This is a genomic window from Trinickia terrae, assembly GCF_005144415.1.
GTDB classification, from domain to species: Bacteria; Pseudomonadota; Gammaproteobacteria; order Burkholderiales; family Burkholderiaceae; genus Trinickia_A; species Trinickia_A terrae.
Window position 1 is genome coordinate 97,619 of the sequence record NZ_SWJE01000019.1, and the last position, 14,900, is coordinate 112,518.

At 65.5% G+C, this 14,900-nt stretch carries 17 protein-coding genes; 8 read left to right on the plus strand and 9 right to left on the minus strand.

Translation table 11 applies throughout. The features are described from left to right. Positions 1-58: 58 nt before the first annotated feature. From FAZ69_RS28660 to FAZ69_RS28670, 3 genes are read right to left on the minus strand one after another with little or no spacing between them, the layout of a single operon-like run. Positions 59-358, minus strand: a complete 300-nt coding sequence (locus tag FAZ69_RS28660; RefSeq protein WP_136898466.1) for a 2Fe-2S iron-sulfur cluster-binding protein — start codon at positions 356-358, stop codon at positions 59-61. A gap of 20 nt (positions 359-378) precedes the next feature. Further along, positions 379-1,503 carry a VIT1/CCC1 transporter family protein gene (locus tag FAZ69_RS28665; RefSeq protein WP_136898467.1) on the minus strand — a complete coding sequence of 375 codons (1,125 nt, stop codon included), beginning with the start codon at positions 1,501-1,503 and terminating at the stop codon, positions 379-381. A gap of 59 nt (positions 1,504-1,562) precedes the next feature. Then, positions 1,563-3,542 (minus strand): sigma-54-dependent Fis family transcriptional regulator, encoded by a 1,980-nt coding sequence (locus FAZ69_RS28670; RefSeq protein ID WP_439654810.1) that lies wholly within the window; start codon positions 3,540-3,542, stop codon positions 1,563-1,565. Between the two features lie 377 nt (positions 3,543-3,919). Here FAZ69_RS28670 and FAZ69_RS28675 point away from each other — a divergent pair, with 377 nt between their 5' ends. Continuing rightward, on the plus strand, positions 3,920-4,138 hold the full coding sequence (locus FAZ69_RS28675) for a DUF2964 family protein (protein ID WP_136898468.1): 219 nt from the start codon (positions 3,920-3,922) through the stop codon (positions 4,136-4,138). A gap of 234 nt (positions 4,139-4,372) precedes the next feature. Beyond that, positions 4,373-4,663 carry a DUF1488 family protein gene (locus tag FAZ69_RS28680; protein ID WP_136898469.1) on the plus strand — a complete coding sequence of 97 codons (291 nt, stop codon included), beginning with the start codon at positions 4,373-4,375 and terminating at the stop codon, positions 4,661-4,663. 111 nt (positions 4,664-4,774) lie between these two features. Here FAZ69_RS28680 and FAZ69_RS28685 read toward each other — a convergent pair whose 3' ends face one another. Then, entirely contained in the window at positions 4,775-6,103 is a 1,329-nt protein-coding gene (locus FAZ69_RS28685; RefSeq protein ID WP_136898470.1) for an NCS2 family permease, read from the minus strand. Positions 6,104-6,270: 167 nt separating this feature from the next. Continuing rightward, a complete protein-coding gene (locus FAZ69_RS28690; protein WP_136898500.1) occupies positions 6,271-6,837 on the minus strand; it encodes a TetR/AcrR family transcriptional regulator in 567 nt (188 codons plus the stop codon). A 197-nt stretch (positions 6,838-7,034) separates the two neighbouring features. Between FAZ69_RS28690 and FAZ69_RS28695 the strand changes: the two genes are divergently transcribed. Both FAZ69_RS28695 and FAZ69_RS28700 read left to right on the plus strand, forming a co-directional pair. Then, positions 7,035-7,697, plus strand: coding sequence for a DUF3313 domain-containing protein (locus FAZ69_RS28695; protein WP_136898471.1), 663 nt, complete (start codon positions 7,035-7,037; stop codon positions 7,695-7,697). 22 nt (positions 7,698-7,719) lie between these two features. Continuing rightward, positions 7,720-9,285, plus strand: coding sequence for a PqiB family protein (locus tag FAZ69_RS28700; protein WP_240702506.1), 1,566 nt, complete (start codon positions 7,720-7,722; stop codon positions 9,283-9,285). Between the two features lie 12 nt (positions 9,286-9,297). On the opposite strand, the gene FAZ69_RS28705 is transcribed toward FAZ69_RS28700, so the two are convergent. Both FAZ69_RS28705 and FAZ69_RS28710 read right to left on the minus strand, forming a co-directional pair. Next, complete coding sequence (locus tag FAZ69_RS28705) at positions 9,298-9,675, minus strand: hypothetical protein (protein WP_136898472.1); 378 nt, start codon at positions 9,673-9,675, stop codon at positions 9,298-9,300. A 261-nt stretch (positions 9,676-9,936) separates the two neighbouring features. After that, a complete protein-coding gene (locus FAZ69_RS28710) occupies positions 9,937-10,224 on the minus strand; it encodes a hypothetical protein (RefSeq protein ID WP_136898473.1) in 288 nt (95 codons plus the stop codon). A 244-nt stretch (positions 10,225-10,468) separates the two neighbouring features. On the opposite strand from FAZ69_RS28710, the gene FAZ69_RS33455 reads away from it, so the two are divergent. Next, positions 10,469-10,618: a hypothetical protein gene (locus tag FAZ69_RS33455; protein WP_169708792.1), complete on the plus strand. Its 150-nt coding sequence runs from the start codon at positions 10,469-10,471 to the stop codon at positions 10,616-10,618. A gap of 225 nt (positions 10,619-10,843) precedes the next feature. Here FAZ69_RS33455 and FAZ69_RS28715 read toward each other — a convergent pair whose 3' ends face one another. After that, on the minus strand, positions 10,844-11,059 hold the full coding sequence (locus FAZ69_RS28715; RefSeq protein WP_136898474.1) for a hypothetical protein: 216 nt from the start codon (positions 11,057-11,059) through the stop codon (positions 10,844-10,846). Between the two features lie 446 nt (positions 11,060-11,505). On the opposite strand from FAZ69_RS28715, the gene FAZ69_RS28720 reads away from it, so the two are divergent. Continuing rightward, positions 11,506-11,793 carry a hypothetical protein gene (locus FAZ69_RS28720; RefSeq protein WP_136898475.1) on the plus strand — a complete coding sequence of 96 codons (288 nt, stop codon included), beginning with the start codon at positions 11,506-11,508 and terminating at the stop codon, positions 11,791-11,793. A 15-nt stretch (positions 11,794-11,808) separates the two neighbouring features. On the opposite strand, the gene FAZ69_RS28725 is transcribed toward FAZ69_RS28720, so the two are convergent. Continuing rightward, positions 11,809-12,441, minus strand: coding sequence for a response regulator (locus tag FAZ69_RS28725; protein ID WP_136898476.1), 633 nt, complete (start codon positions 12,439-12,441; stop codon positions 11,809-11,811). A gap of 297 nt (positions 12,442-12,738) precedes the next feature. Between FAZ69_RS28725 and FAZ69_RS28730 the strand changes: the two genes are divergently transcribed. Together FAZ69_RS28730 and FAZ69_RS28735 are read left to right on the plus strand one after the other, a co-directional pair. Next, positions 12,739-14,481: a methyl-accepting chemotaxis protein gene (locus FAZ69_RS28730; protein WP_136898477.1), complete on the plus strand. Its 1,743-nt coding sequence runs from the start codon at positions 12,739-12,741 to the stop codon at positions 14,479-14,481. A gap of 203 nt (positions 14,482-14,684) precedes the next feature. Next, a complete protein-coding gene (locus FAZ69_RS28735; RefSeq protein ID WP_136898478.1) occupies positions 14,685-14,870 on the plus strand; it encodes a hypothetical protein in 186 nt (61 codons plus the stop codon). Positions 14,871-14,900 lie beyond the last annotated feature (30 nt).

Here is a 14,900-nt window from a genome sequence, read left to right on the forward strand (position 1 = left end):
CGCATCCTAGCATGCGATATCGGGGCCTTGCGGATCGCGGCTGCATGGTCTGCCGGCGTCAGATCTCCGACGCGTCGGGCACTTCGATCACGAGGTCCGACTGGGCGATCGCCACACAGGGCAGGATCAGGCCTTCGGCCTTTTCCTCGCGGCTGAGGCCAGGCCATTCGATCCGGTATGAGACGGCGCCGCTGATCAGCCGGCAAAGGCAGGTGCGGCAAGTGCCGTTGCGGCACGATCTCGGCAGGTGCACGTTCGCGAAGCCGGCGGCTTCGACGAGCGACAGCGAATCGGGTGCTTCGAACGAGCGCCCGAGGGGTTCGACGCGGACAACGCAAGGACGATCTGCAGCGGACATGGAGACACGACGAAGAAAAACTAGGAGACGGAAACGCCGAGCAGCTTGCCCGCGCCGAACGTGAAGCCGGCGGCCAGCAGTCCGATCAGGACCTGGCGCACCGCGGAGAATGTGGCGCCGCGCCCGTTGAAGAGCGACGTGAAGATGCCGACAGCGCCCAACCCGACGGCGGCGAGCACCACGCACTGAATGATCGCGGCTAGCCCGTGGGCCCAGAGAAACGGCGCGGCCGGAAAAATCGCGCCCAGCGAAAAAAGGCCGAACGAAATCGCGCCCGCCGACCACGGGTTGCCGCCCAGCTCGGCGGGATCGAGGCCGAGCTCCTCGCGCGTGAGCGTATCGAGCGCCTTGTTCTTGTCGCGCATGATCTGGCTCGCGACGCGGCGCGCCTCGTCCGCGTCGATGCCCTTCGCCTGGTAGATGAGCGCGAGCTCGTGACGCTCGGCATCGGGCGTGTGTTCGATCTCGTCGGCTTCCTTGGCGATCTGCGTGCGCGCCAGCTCGCGTGCGTTGGTCACCGACAGCCATTCGCCGAGCGCCATTGAGCAGGCGCCGGCGATCAAGCCCGCCAGCCCGGTCAACAGGATCGTCTTGTTCGCGGCGCCGGCGCCCGCCACGCCCATGATCAGGCAGAAGTTCGAGACGAGGCCGTCGTTGGCGCCGAGCACCGCGGCGCGCAGGTCGTTGCCCGAGGTGACGCCTTTATGCCACGACTCGGCATTGGCGATTTGCGCGCCCTTCGACGCGCCGGAGGCTTCGCCGGCCACCTCCTGCACGATTGCCGCGTGATGCTGCTCTTCGGCCGAAAGGTGGGCGGCGTCTGGTTGATTCGCGTACTTGTCGCGGTCGGCGTATTCGGCGGCGGCGATCGTCGGCAGCACGAACGACGGGCCGAACGTGTGGATCAGCCCGCGCAGCAGATGCGTCTTCAGGCTCTTGCGATGCGCGCGCACGTGCACGCCGTTCGTTTGCAGCTTGTCGATCCAGAGCTGTGCGTGCCGGCGCTCGGAAGCGGCGAGTTCGCTGAACACGGCGGCGCGCTTGCTGTCGGCTTCGACGCGCGCCAGCGTTTCGTAGAGCGCGGCGCTATCGAGCTCGCCGGCGAGGTTCGTCCTGTAGCGCTTGAGTTCGTGTTTCGAGGCCATGTGCGGGTTGCCCTGGAGTTTTGGCTTGAGCATACCCGAAGCGGCGCACGGGAGCCCGGTCAGCCGCCCTCGCGACGGCGCAGGTGGCGGTAGACGGTGTTGCGCGCCAGGCCGAGCTCGCGCGCCGCCGCCGAGACGTTGCCGCCGTGGCGCGCGAGCGTCGAATCGATCAGCGACGCCTGCCAGTCTTGCATGCGCGGCGGAGTTTCGTCCTGCGTCGCGTCAGGCGGCACGTTCGAAGCGCCTGCTTCAGCGACTGCTTCGGCTATACCGGCCGCTGCGTGGACGCCGTCCGGCGCCGCCTCGCAATCGTGCAGGAAATCGTCCGGCAAATGCTCGAGCTCGATCTGTGCCTCGCCCTCGGCCATGACGCCCGCGGTGCGCAGCACGTTCGTCAGCTGACGCAGGTTGCCGGGCCAGCGGCAACGTTCGAAAAGCGCGAACACGCCGGGCGATACGCGCAACGGCGTCGCTTCCGTCGCATCCGCGAGGCGCTGCCGCTCCAGGATGCGCGCGACGAGCACGGCCAGGTCAGTGCGCTCGGCAAGCGCGGGCAGGGTGACGACGAGGCCGTTGATCCGGTAGTACAGGTCCTCGCGGAACGTGCCGGCCGCGATCATCTCGCGCAGGTTGCGGTGCGTCGCGCAGATCACGCGCAGGTCCACCGGAATCGCGCGGGTACCGCCAAGCGGCACCACGACGCGCTCTTGCAGCACGCGCATCAGGCGCACCTGCTGGGCGAGCGGCATGTCGCCGATTTCGTCGAGAAACAGTGTGCCGCCGTCGGCCTGCACGATCTTGCCGGTGCCGCCGCGCTTTTTCGCGCCGGTGAATGCGCCGTCTTCGTAGCCGAAGAGCTCGGCTTCGATCAGCGTATCGGGCAGCGATGCGCAGTTGACGGCGACGAACGGCGCCGAGCGCCGCGGCGAATCTTCGTGGATCGCGCGCGCGAGCCACTCCTTGCCGGTGCCGGTCTTGCCCAGCACGAGCATCGGGATGTCGCGCCCGCGCACTTTATCGACGCGCCGCAACACCGCCGCCATCCGCGCGTCGCCGGTGTCGAGCGAGGCGAGGGTAATGGCGTCGGCGCGCCGCGCAGCGGCCGTCGAGGGCGGCGGCGCCGCAACGCTGGTTGCGGACGCAACCGAAACCGGCCCCGGCCGCGCACCCGCGAATTCGCCCCGCGCGATCACCTTCACGCCGCTCGGCAGCGTGAGCGTGATGCATTCGCTCGGCGTGCGCGCCACATGCTGCAGCAGTGCGGCAAACGGCATGCCGAACAACGCCGCGAACGGCTGCCGCGCGAGCGCCGCAAGCTGCCCGCCGAGCTGGAACAACGCGCTGCGGTTCGCCGACAGCAGCATGCCGTCCGGCGCGAACGCGGCGAGCCCTTCGAACAGCGTTCCGACGAACTCGGCGCGGGCATGAAAACGGATCCTTACCGCGTCGGCGAATTGGTTCGCGAACAGATGGTTCTCGATCATCTGCGCGGACATCCGCACGAGCGCGAGCGTGTGCTTGTGAAAGCCGCGCGCGTCGCCGCTCACGTCGAGCGCGCCGATCGTGCGCCCGAACGGATCGGCGATCGGCGCGCACGAGCAGGTGATGAAGTGGTTGGCGCGCAGGAAGTGCTCGTCGGCATGGACGATGGTCGGCTCGCTGTCGACGAGCGCCGTGCCGATCGCGTTCGTGCCGCGATCGGTCTCCGACCACGACACGCCGGGGCAGAGCGCGACGCGGTTCGCTTTCTCGATGAAATCGCTGTCGCCGAGGCTGTGCAGGATGACGCCGTGCTGGTTGGTGAGCAGCACCATGCTTTGCGTATCGACGATCTGCGCGTGCAGCGTCTCCATTACCGGGAGCGCGTGCGTATACAGGGAGCGGTTGCGCTCGACCAGCTCACGCAGCGCGGCGCTGGGCAACGGCTGGAAATCCGGGGTTTCGGAGGCGCGCAGGCCGACCTGGAGCGAGCGCGCATGGGCTTGCCCGATTACGTCGACATGGCTGCCTGCCGGCGGCATGGCGCGAGGTTGGGTCACAGCTGTCTCCGATTCTTGCCGCAGCGCTGGCTGCGGTGATTGCCGCGAGGGCTGCCGCGCAGACTGCCTGCGCGGCCGATGCGCCGGCGGGGTGCGTTCCCCGCTCAGGCGGTGGTTCGTCGCGCAGGCAGCGCGCCGTGATGGGATGGGAGTAAGCGCTGAAGCGCCAACTCCAAGCAACCTCAGCATGGGATGGGAGTAAGCGCTGAAGCGCTAACTCCCATCGACACGCCCATCATACAAGATGCGGCGCAAAAGCCGAATCGGCGGCGGTTGCCCCCGCCCGGGACAGTCCGGCTTGCGTTTCGCATCAAAGGTGCAATGATGAAGACGGAAGCGCGCACGCGACGCGACATGCGTTTGTTCGGGAGAACATCATGGTGCGGACGGAGTTGAGAATCGTACTGGCCGTCATCGCGATCTTCATCGCAATCGCGGGCATTGCCATGGCGATCCACGGCATGCTGTTCGATCAGGACAATTCGCTGCTTTCCGGCGGCATCGCAGTCGTCGTCGGCGGCGTGGCATGCGCGGTATTGCTCAACGTCTGGCCGAAGGACGCCAACGACAATCCTGAGGACCAGCACGCGCCTTGACGCGCCAGCACGCGCCGCGAGCATGGAATGCCGTGCTTTCCTCGGTGGATTGGCGAAAATCGCCAGCCATTGCGGGAAAACTTGCTCATCGCGGGAAACCGTCTAAAGTGAATGAAATTGGTGGGGGGCGCGCTCGGCCCCGCCGATTCCTTTGTGCACCGATAACAATGGAGGCCAACTGGAAAACGGTGCGCGATCCAGAGCGTTTCTTCCGTCACGGCAAAGGCGATTCCCATGCAGATCAATTTCCCGAACGAAGCCCCTGAATACTCGGGGCGCGAACTGACTTTGGCGTTCCCGGCATTGGTCGATGGGGAACGTGTGCAGTGCAGCATCACGGCCGAAGCGCTGGAAGACCACTTCGGGGCGGCGTCGCCGCGGCTCGAAGACATGGTCGGCGCGTTCGACATGCACCGCGAGCGCATCGAAGCCGCGGCGCGTCGTCTGTTGTCCGAAACGCGGGCGCAATGCCTCATTCTGCGCAGCGGCTACGTGAGGTTCTACGAGGCGAACTGGCGCGCTTAGCGCTGTCCCGCGAGAGTCTGCAAAAGAAAACGCCACCCGTAGGGCGGGTGGCGCGGGTCACGCACGGCTTGGCGGCAACTCGAGCCGTTCGGGCTGCCCAGACCGTCCCGGTCACTCGGACCCGAGATAGAAATAGCGGAACAGGAAGATCGCGGCGATGATCCAGACGATCGGCTTCACCTCCTTGGCGCGCCCCGTGAACAGCTTGAGGCCCGCATAGGTGATGAACCCGAACGCAACGCCGTTCGCGATCGAATAGGTGAACGGCATCAAGAGCGCGGTCAATGCGGCCGGCACGACTTCGGTCGCATCGTCCCATGGCAACTGGGCGAACTCGCGCAGCATCAGGCACGACACATAGAGCAGCGCGGGCGCCGTCGAGTAGCCCGGCACCACGCGCGCGAGCGGCGCGATGAACAGGCACGCCAGGAACAGCACGGCGACCGTGATCGCCGTCACGCCCGTGCGCCCGCCCGCCTGCACGCCCGATGCGCTCTCGATATAGGCCGTCGTCGACGACGTGCCGAGCATCGAGCCCGCGACGATCGCCGTGCTGTCGGCGAGCAGCGCCTTGTTCAGCCGGTGCATCTTGCCCTCGACGAGCAGCCCCGCGCGATTCGCGACGCCCATCAACGTGCCGGTGGCGTCGAACAGCTCGACGAGGAAGAACACGAGGATGACGTTGATGACGCCGGTCGACAGCGCCGCGCGGATGTCGAGATGGAAGAGCGTGGCGTCGATCGACGGCGGCGCGGAGACGACACCACTAAACGCGTTGCCGCCGAAGAAGAAGGACAGGACCGTCACCGCGAGAATCCCGATCAGGATCGCGCCGCGCACACGCAGGACGTCGAGCGTGATGATGAGGAAGAAGCCAATGGCCGCGAGCACGACCTGCGGATGGTGCAGGTCGCCGAGCGTTACGAAGGTGGCGGGATTGGCGACGACGATGCCGGCCGACTTGAGCGAAATGATCGCGAGAAAGAGGCCGATGCCGCCCGTGATCGCGACGCGTATCGAATGCGGTATGCCGTTGACGATCATTTCGCGCACGCGGAACAGCGTGACGACGAGGAACAGGCAGCCGGAGATGAACACGGCGCCGAGCGCCGCCTGCCATGTGAACCCCATGCCCTTGACGACCGTGTACGCGAAGTAGGCGTTGAGCCCCATGCCCGGCGCGCAGGCGATCGGGTAGTTCGCGTAGAGGCCCATGATGAGGGAGGCCAGCGCGGACACGAGGCAGGTCGCGACGAACACGGAGTCCTTCGGCATTCCGGCGTCGCCCAGGATCGACGGGTTGACGAAGATGATGTAGGCCATCGTCAGAAAGGTGGTCACGCCGGCCAGCACTTCCGTGCGCAGGTTCGTGCCGGCTTCGGCGAAGCCGAAGTACCGCCGCGCGGATTCCGCGAAGGAATACCCTCTCGCTTCTGCCATGAGCTGTTTCTCCTGTTGGCCCCCAAGGCCGATACGAAAACGAAAAGCCGTGATGGTACTAGAGAAAGGAGGTGCTTCCGTGAGGAGGCTTGCCGTCAAGCGACGGCGTTCGCATGAACGCTGCTCATATTGTTCCGCGGGGCGGGCCTGCGCAAGCCCTGCTTCGGTCAGGCGGCGGCTGGCGGCCAGCGGGTGTCGTCGAGCAGGCGCTCGAAGAGCCGCTCGCGGTCCTCGCCCGACAGCGGGCATAGCCCGAGCAGCGCGCTGAAGACGAGGCCGCGCGCCGCGGACAGGCGCAGCAGCGCGAGCTCGGGATCGCCGGCCTCGGCCTTGATGCGTTCGATCTTGAGCGCGTCGGTCGCGCGGTTGACCGCCAGAAGATCGGGGGCCTCCGCCAAAGCCGCGAGCACGGCCCGGGCGACCGAGTTGGGCTGCTTGAGCGCCTCGCGCGCAATGGCGATGTGCGAGTAGAGCGTCGGCTCGGGCTTCGAGGCGCCGGCCCTGGCCAGATAGTGCTGCGAGAACTTCTCGAAGTACTCGACCTGAAATTCCAGCAGCGCCTTCAGGATGCCGGCCTTGTTGCCGAACTGGTGCAGCAGCCCGCCTTTGCTGATGCCGCTTTCGCGTGCGAGCGCGTCGAAGGTGAGACCGCCTGGACCGTCCCGGGCGAGGATGACGAGGGCAGCCTGGATGGCGCAGTGGCGGGAGCGCTCCGAACGAGAGGGGTTGTCCATGGTGGCGTGGTAAGAGCGGGCGATCCTGCGCCGCATCCGTTGATGAAATTGCAGCGTAGCAAAGACCTTCGATAAAAACAAACCGTACGTACGGTTTACATCTTCCATTGTCTTTGCTACGCTTCGACCTCGCATGAAACGAGTCGGATTGGTCCGACGGACAGTCAGTCAGCCTGGGATCTTCAACGGAGAATCAAATGCTTAAAACAGACAACGCGCGGCAGTTCCTGATCGCTGCCGCATGCGTGGCGCTAGTGGGGTGCTCGAGCGTGCAGCCGGTGCCATATTCGGGAATCGAGTCGGCATCGCTGTTGAAGCCCAACTCGCAGGACGACGCGCGGCGCGTGCCGTACCGCTATGAGGCGCCAGCCGCCTGGCAGACCTACCGCAAGCTGATCGTCGATCCGGTCGTCATCTATCGCGGCACGGACAATCAATTCGGCGACATGCGCGAGGCCGACAAGGCCGAGCTCGCCGGCTACATGCAAAGCAGGTTCTCGGAGAAGCTGGGCCGCCGCTTCGAGATCACCGGCACGCCCGGTCCGGCCACGCTGCGCCTGAAGCTGACGCTGGCGGGCGCGGAGACCACCACGCCCGTGATCGGCACGCTGTCGCATTTCGACATCGCGGGCGGCGTCTACAACACGGTCCAGGCGGTGCGCGGCGGCAAGGGCTCCTTCACGGGCTCGGTCACCTACGCCGTCGAGATCTACGACACCGCGACGAACCGTCTGCTCACCGCCTACGTGACCAAGCAATATCCGAACGCGATGAACATCGGCGCGAGCTTCGGCTCGCTGGGCGCGGCGAAGACCGGCGTCGACAAAGGCGCCGACGCGCTCATTGCCCAGCTCAAGTAGGCGCGCCAGGCGAGTCCTCCAAGTGTCGAGAAGCCGTTCGCTGCCGTCGCTGATCTGGCTCGTGCCGATTGCCGCGGCGCTGATCTCGGTTGCGCTCGCTGTGCAAGCGATCGTCGCGCGCGGACCGGACATCACGATCAGCCTCTCGACCGCGGAGGGGCTCGAAGCGGGCAAGACGAAGATCCGCTACAAGAACGTCGACATCGGCGTGGTGAAGGCGGTGCGTCTCTCGTCCGATCGCGCGCGCGTGCTGGTCGACGCACAGCTCGCGAAGACGGCCCGGCAGTTCGCGGTCGACGATACGCGCTTCTGGGTCGTGCGTCCGCGCATCGGCACGAGCGGCATCTCGGGCTTGGGCACGGTGATTTCGGGGGCCTACATCGGCGCGGACCTGGGCCGTTCGAACGACGCGCGCCGCGACTTTGCCGGCCTCGAGATGCCGCCCGCTGTCACGAACGACGAGCAGGGGCGCCACTTCGTGCTGCACGGCGCGTCGCTCGGCTCGATCGATATCGGCTTGCCGGTCTACTACCGGCGCATGCAGGTCGGGCAGGTGACCGGCTATTCGCTCGACGAGGACGGCGCCGGCGTGACCATCGATGTCTTCGTCGATGCGCCTTACGACCGCTACGTCGGCGCCGGGTCGCGCTGGTGGCATGCGAGCGGCGTCGATTTGCGGCTCGATTCGAACGGCATGACGCTCAACACACAGTCGCTCGCGACGGTGGTGGTGGGCGGGCTCGCATTCCAGCCGCCGCCCGGGCAGTCCACCGGCCCCGAAGCGCCCGACGGCGCCGCATTCCCGCTCGCCGGCGACGAGGCCGAGGCGATGCGCGAGCCCGACGCGCCATCGGGGCCGGTCGTCATGCGCTTCACGCAATCGCTGCGCGGGCTGTCGGTCGGGGCGGTGGTCGACTTTCGCGGCATCGAGCTCGGCTACGTGACGGCCATCGACGTCGAATACGATCCGCGGCGGCGCGAGTTCACGATGCCGGTGACGATGAAGCTGTTCCCAGCGCGGCTCGGCTCGCACTACCGCGAGTCGCTCGGCAACGGCGACTCGGCCGCGGGCAGGGCGCTCTTGCTCGAGCTCGTCGCGCGCGGCCTGCGCGGCCAGTTGCGCACGGGCAATCTGCTGACGAACCAGCGCTACATCGCGCTCGATATGTTTCCGAACGCGCCTCCCGCCAAGCTCGACATGCGCCGCGTGCCGCTCGAGCTGCCGACCGTGCCGAACACGCTCGAGGAGCTGCAGGTGCAACTCGCGGACATCGTTTCGAAGCTGGGCAAGGTGCCGTTCGACGCCATCGGCGCGAACCTGAACAGCACCCTCAGGCATGCCGGCAGCCTGTTCGCGCAACTCGATACGGAGGTCGCGCCGCAGGCGCGCGATACGCTCGTCTCGGCCCAGCGGACCTTCGACGCCGCGCAGGCGGTGCTGGAGCAGGATTCGCCGCTGCAATCGGACCTGCATGGCGCGCTCTCGCAACTCACGCGAACGCTCCAGTCGCTGAACCAGCTCGGGGACTACCTCGAACAGCATCCCGAATCGCTCCTGAGCGGCAAGGCCCGGGACGCGCAGCCGTGAGGCGTGCCCGCGTCACGCCTTGAGCCACGCAAATTGCACTCGCTTGCGAACGAGCTCCATGGTCTGCGCGAGAAATTCGCCGGCCTCGACGCGCGTTCGCACGCCGAGCATGACCGATGCGTAGCTGCCGTCCGTGTAGACCATGATGGCGTGCGCAGTCGGTATCCGGCCGGCCTTGAATTCGCGCAGCAGCTTCCGGTAGGTCTCCAGCGCCTCGCTCGACGACAGCCGCGATTCGTCAGGCTGCCAATCGTCGATCGAGCCGCCCCACCAGCGCGTATCGCTGTCGCTGATGAACGCGATCACCGCGCGCCGGTTTGCCGGCATCCGTCCGGCGAGGAAAAGGGCGTCGTCCTGCGTTCCTGCGATTGGCGGGCTATTCGGATTCATGAGGCGGCGTCGGAAAAGTCGGTTCGCAGATGGTATCCGAGGTTATCCGAGCGTGCCGGCATCCGGCGCGTTCCGGTGCGGGCGCGTCGAGAGGCCGAGCCCGGCGCGGGCGGCATCGGCAAAAAAAATGGCCCGGCTTCGCGAGAAGCCGGGCCGGAACACTAGAGATTTTGATGCAAAACACGTACTGCCCAAACTGCGTACTACCTACTGCACCTGCTTACTGCTTGCTGCCTACCTAAAAGGGTTCAACGCGCCTCCTCACGCGGCCGACGGACAATGCAACAACTCGGCGCAGCTGTCGGCGAGCTCGCCGAGCATCTGCAGCGTTTCGCGATCGACCGTGCTGCGGTGCTGCCGTGTGTACTCGCGCAAGGTCTCGTCGAGCTTTCTGAGCGTTCTGGGTTCGCTGTCCATCAGCGGCCAGCAGCGCATCAAATAGGAGAGGGCCGCTGCGTTCCGGCCTTCGCACCATCTGTCGAACAAGCGTTGGCAGATCGAGTGGACATCCTCGATTGCGTTTTCTCGCTCGGAAAGATAGGGGACCATGACTGCCGCCAACAGGTTCGTGGAGTGATTCCATCGTAGATGCATGGCGGGTGCGAAGAAGTCAGAACGCATGGAAAATGCGAGGCGTATGCACTGAATCGCATGTAAGGAAAACCTGAGTCAGGCAGGTTGATCCAGCGAGACGTATCGTAGGACTAGACGGCGCGTTACGCCGATGCGCAAGCCGTCGTCGGCCCGTCGACGTGCAATGGCGCCGTGCTTGCGGGCACCACGCAGAGTGTCGATGCGGGAGGCGTCGCTCGCGCACGACCTCGTCGCGCTGGGCGCGGGCGTGAACGCGCAGGTGAACAAATCCGTCGTGATGTCGGCCGACGCCTCGACGCAAATCGGCTGGCGCTCGTCCATGTATCTGCAACAGCGGTATCTCTATTGATCCAGGACTAGTCAGGACTATTCATCGCGAGCGAGCAGGTCGAGCAGGCCATCCGGTGCGTGCCGGGATTCGCGGCGCTGCTGGCTGCGGGCTGATCTGTAGAGGAGAGGACGATTCGAAGAGAGAGGAAAAGCGGGCGGCGGAACGCCAACGAAGAGGAGGGAGCGGGGAAAGCGGCGCGATTGGGTGTGCCCCGCGCGGCGCGAGGACACACCCGAATCACGCTTAACCTTGCGTCAGGCTCTTCGCGTTCTTCGGACCGGCTTCTTCGAGCTGGTCCTTGGCGGCGTCGTTGTTGAGCGCGTTTTCGTTTTTCGTCGCCGCGTCCTGCATGGCGATCGACGCCGCCGTGCTGGCGTTCATTTGAGCGATGGTCGAAGCGGTGTCGAGCGTGCCAGCTGCCGTCGAACCTGCCGAGATACCCGAAGCGAGACTTGCCATGATAGAACTCCTTAAATAGAACCAAGACTGACCCCAACCGGGGCACAGGGTTGCCGTGGCTAGGTAGACACGGGGCACAGCAATCCGTACGTACTCTGGAGTACGGAATGAACTACGACGTTCTGCTCGTCGCGATCCCTGTCCCGTTCCCGGGGGAGACCACTGCACGGCGGCGGGCAGCGCGTTTCCTTCTAGCTCCGCTTCGTCATCGTTGCCGATGTGCGTCTGCGTTGGAGTGAACTTTACGGGCGGGGCGGATCGGTTTCCGGCAGGGAAGCGAATTTCCTGGGGCGCGAACGAAATCGCCGTGCCCGGCAATCGAATGCGCTCGCGCATCGGGAATTCCTCACAAAAATTTCAGCCGATGCGGAAGTGAATTCATCTGGTTGAGCGATTCAGTTCATTCTCGCGAGTGCCGATAATCCGGTACCGCCATAGGAGGGCTATTGGACAAGCATCATCTCGCGCTTGAGGAGCTGGCTGCGCTTGCCAAGAAAAATACGGTCAATCTGTCGAACCTGGCCGCCAAATCCGTGGCGTGTCAGAAGTTCATCGAAGCGGCGCTGCCGTACTTGACTGCTGCGCAATCCGTGGAGATCTCGCGCGCGTTCCGGGAAAAAATCGAAGACGTGATGGCGTTGATGGACGACGTGGCGCTGCCCGCCGAATACCATTCGACACTGCTCGAGAAGACCAATGAGCTGCTGGACTCCCTGGCCGCGCGGCGCGCCTGAGCGCGCACGGCTCGATCAGCTCGTCGTCAGGCCGTGCTTGATCGCGTAGCGGATCAACGCTGCGTTGTTCTCCAGGTCGAGCTTTTGCATGAGGCGCATCTTGTGGGTGCTGACCGTCTTGGCGCTCAGCGAGAACGCATCCGCGATCTCGCTGATGCTCTTGCCGGCCGCCAGCATCTGCAGCACTTGAAACTCCCGGTCGGAAAGAACCTCGTGCGGCGGCGCTTCGTCCGCGTGAGTGGCGAAGACCACGGCGTCGACCAGTTTCGGATCGATGAAGCGTCCGCCGGCCGCAAGCTTGCGGATGGCCGACAACAGCACTTCCGGATCGCTGTCCTTGGTCAGGTAGCCGGCCGCGCCCGCGCGCAGCGCGCGCGAAACGACCTGCGTCTCGTTGTGCATGCTGAGAACCAGGATCGGCAAGGCGGGATGCTCGGAATGCACGCGCCGGATCAAATCGATGCCGCTGACCCCGGGCATCGACATGTCCAGCACGAGCAGCGCCGCCGGGCACGCGCGCAGCTTGGAGAGCACTTCGGCACCGCAGCCCGCCTCGCCGACCACGGTGAAATCGGAGGACGTAGCCAGGATTTGCCTCAGTCCGCTGCGCACGATCGCGTGATCGTCGGCGATCAGGATGTTCACCATGGGCACGTCTCCCTGGAACCGATGGGCCCCCTTTTTGTGCTTCAGGCTAGCGAGCCGCTCCGGAGGTATTCGTCGTATGAGAAGAACGGCTTGCCGCTTTGATTCTAGGCGATAGGCGGCGCTCTGCAGCGCGCCGGTGCATAGCGGAATCACTAATTCTCCGAAACCCTAGTGCAAACGTATGCGCGCGTTTGGCCGTCTCAACCTTCGCCCGGCGCGACCGATATCTCACATAACGAGACGCCCGCAAATCCGGGCGTCGCGTCGACATCGGATCTTCGAACAGGAGCAGCAGCTATGGAATTCCTCCGACATATGACGGTACGCGCGAAGCTGTTCGTCACCTTTGGCCTGCTCACGGCGCTCGTTCTGACCGTTGCCGTGTTCGCCATGAAGGCGCTCGCCGACGGCAACGAGCGATTCGTGGCCTTCGTGAGCGGCATCAGCCAGCGCGGCATACTCGCGCAGCAAGTCCGTACCGCCGTGGATCGCCGTGCGATCGCTGCGCGCAATCTCGTGCTGGTGACGAAGCCCGCCGATATCGAGTTGGAAAAAGCCGCGGTGCAGCAGGCTCATGCCGATGTGCAGACGCGGCTCGCCGAGCTCAAAAGGTTGATTGCCGATGCGTCGGATGCTACGGAGCAGGGCCGAGGCATGGTCGCCGACATCGACCGCATCGAGAGCCAATATGGTCCCGTGGCGCTCGCGATCGTCGATGCGGCGCTGAACAATCGGCATGACGAAGCCATTACGATGATGAACGAGCAGTGCCGTCCGTTGCTTGCCCAGCTCGTCAAGGCGACAAACGCCTTCAACGATTACACGCATGAGCGCGGCGAGGAAATGGTGCGCGACGCGGTGGAGCACTATTCGGTTCAGCGCGCGCTGTTGCTCGGCATCGTTGCTGCATCGCTTGCCATAGCCGTCGCCGCGGCGCTCTTGATCACCCGCAGCGTGATGCGTGCGCTCGGCGCCGAGCCCGGCGAGCTGGGCGACATTACGCGGCGCGTCGCCGGCGGCGACCTGAGCCCGGTGGCCGGCGCGCAGTCCGCGCCGGCGGGCAGCGTGCTGCGCTCGATGGGCGAGATGCAGGCGAGCCTCATGCGGCTGATCGGGCAGGTGCGCACGTCGGCCGACAGCATCGCCACGGGCTCGCGCCAGATCGCGGCGGGCAACCAGGACCTGTCCTCGCGCACCGAGCAGCAGGCTTCGTCGCTGCAGGAGACGGCTTCGAGCATGGAAGAGCTCACGTCGACGGTGAAGCAGAACGCGGAGAACGCCCAGCAAGCGAGCGCGCTCGCGGCCAACGCATCGGAAGTCGCGCAGAAGGGCAGCACCGTGGTCGGACAAGTGGTCGACACGATGGCCGACATCAGCCAGAGCTCGACGAAGATCGCGGACATCACCGGCATCATCGAAGGGATCGCGTTCCAGACCAACATCCTCGCGCTCAACGCGGCAGTCGAGGCCGCGCGCGCCGGCGAGCAGGGGCGAGGCTTCGCCGTCGTCGCAAGCGAGGTGCGCAGTCTCGCGCAGCGCTCGTCGAGTGCGGCGAAGGAAATCAAAGAGCTGATCTCGTCGTCGGTGCGCAAGATCCACGACGGCTCGACGCTCGCGGCCGAAGCCGGCACGACGATGGCCGGGGTGACGCAGGCCGTCGCGCGCGTGACCGACATCATGGGCGAGATCGCGGCGGCGTCGGGCGAGCAGAGCCGCGGCATCGAGCAGGTCAATCTCGCGATCACGCAGATGGATGAAGTCACGCAACAGAACGCCGCGCTCGTCGAAGAAGCGGCTGCGGCGTCGGCGTCGCTGGAAACGCAGGGGCAGCAGTTGAACGAGGCGGTGGCGTTCTTCCGCGTGGACGGTATGCGGGCGGTCCAGGCGGCGCCGCGCGCCGCGGATGCCGCGCCGGCGGCTCGTCCGGCAACCCGCCGGGCCAAGGCGCTTGCGAAGCCCGTGCAGCAGGCCGCGGTTCGCGCAGCGACACCCGCGCTCGCCGGCGCGGGAGCCGGCCGCGAGGACTGGCAGACGTTTTGAATAACGACGCGTTCGCTATCGAATATCCGATTTTTTCGCTGAAATGGTTAACCTTGCCATCGTGACGACTGGACGCGCATGCCGCTTTATGTCATTTTCTGAATCCGCGAATTAAAGCAAACGATTCCAAGCGGCTCGGGGGATGAATGCGGAATAGCGAACCTATTTCGATCGATTGTTTATTGGAAGAGGAGCAGCGCCGCTTGCTCGAAGATGCGGCGGTCGAAGCCATGCTGGCCTTCGTGTTCGAGAGCGATGAGGGCGGCGCGGCGCGCTTGATTCAGGCGCGAGCAAGGCTGAGACGCGTCGCCCGGCGCTGCCTCGACGCGGGCATCTGCCTCGACGAGTTGCCGGTGAGGCTGGCCGCGAGCGATCGCCGCTTGCATTGAACGGCTGCGAGTCATCATCTTCCACCTGCG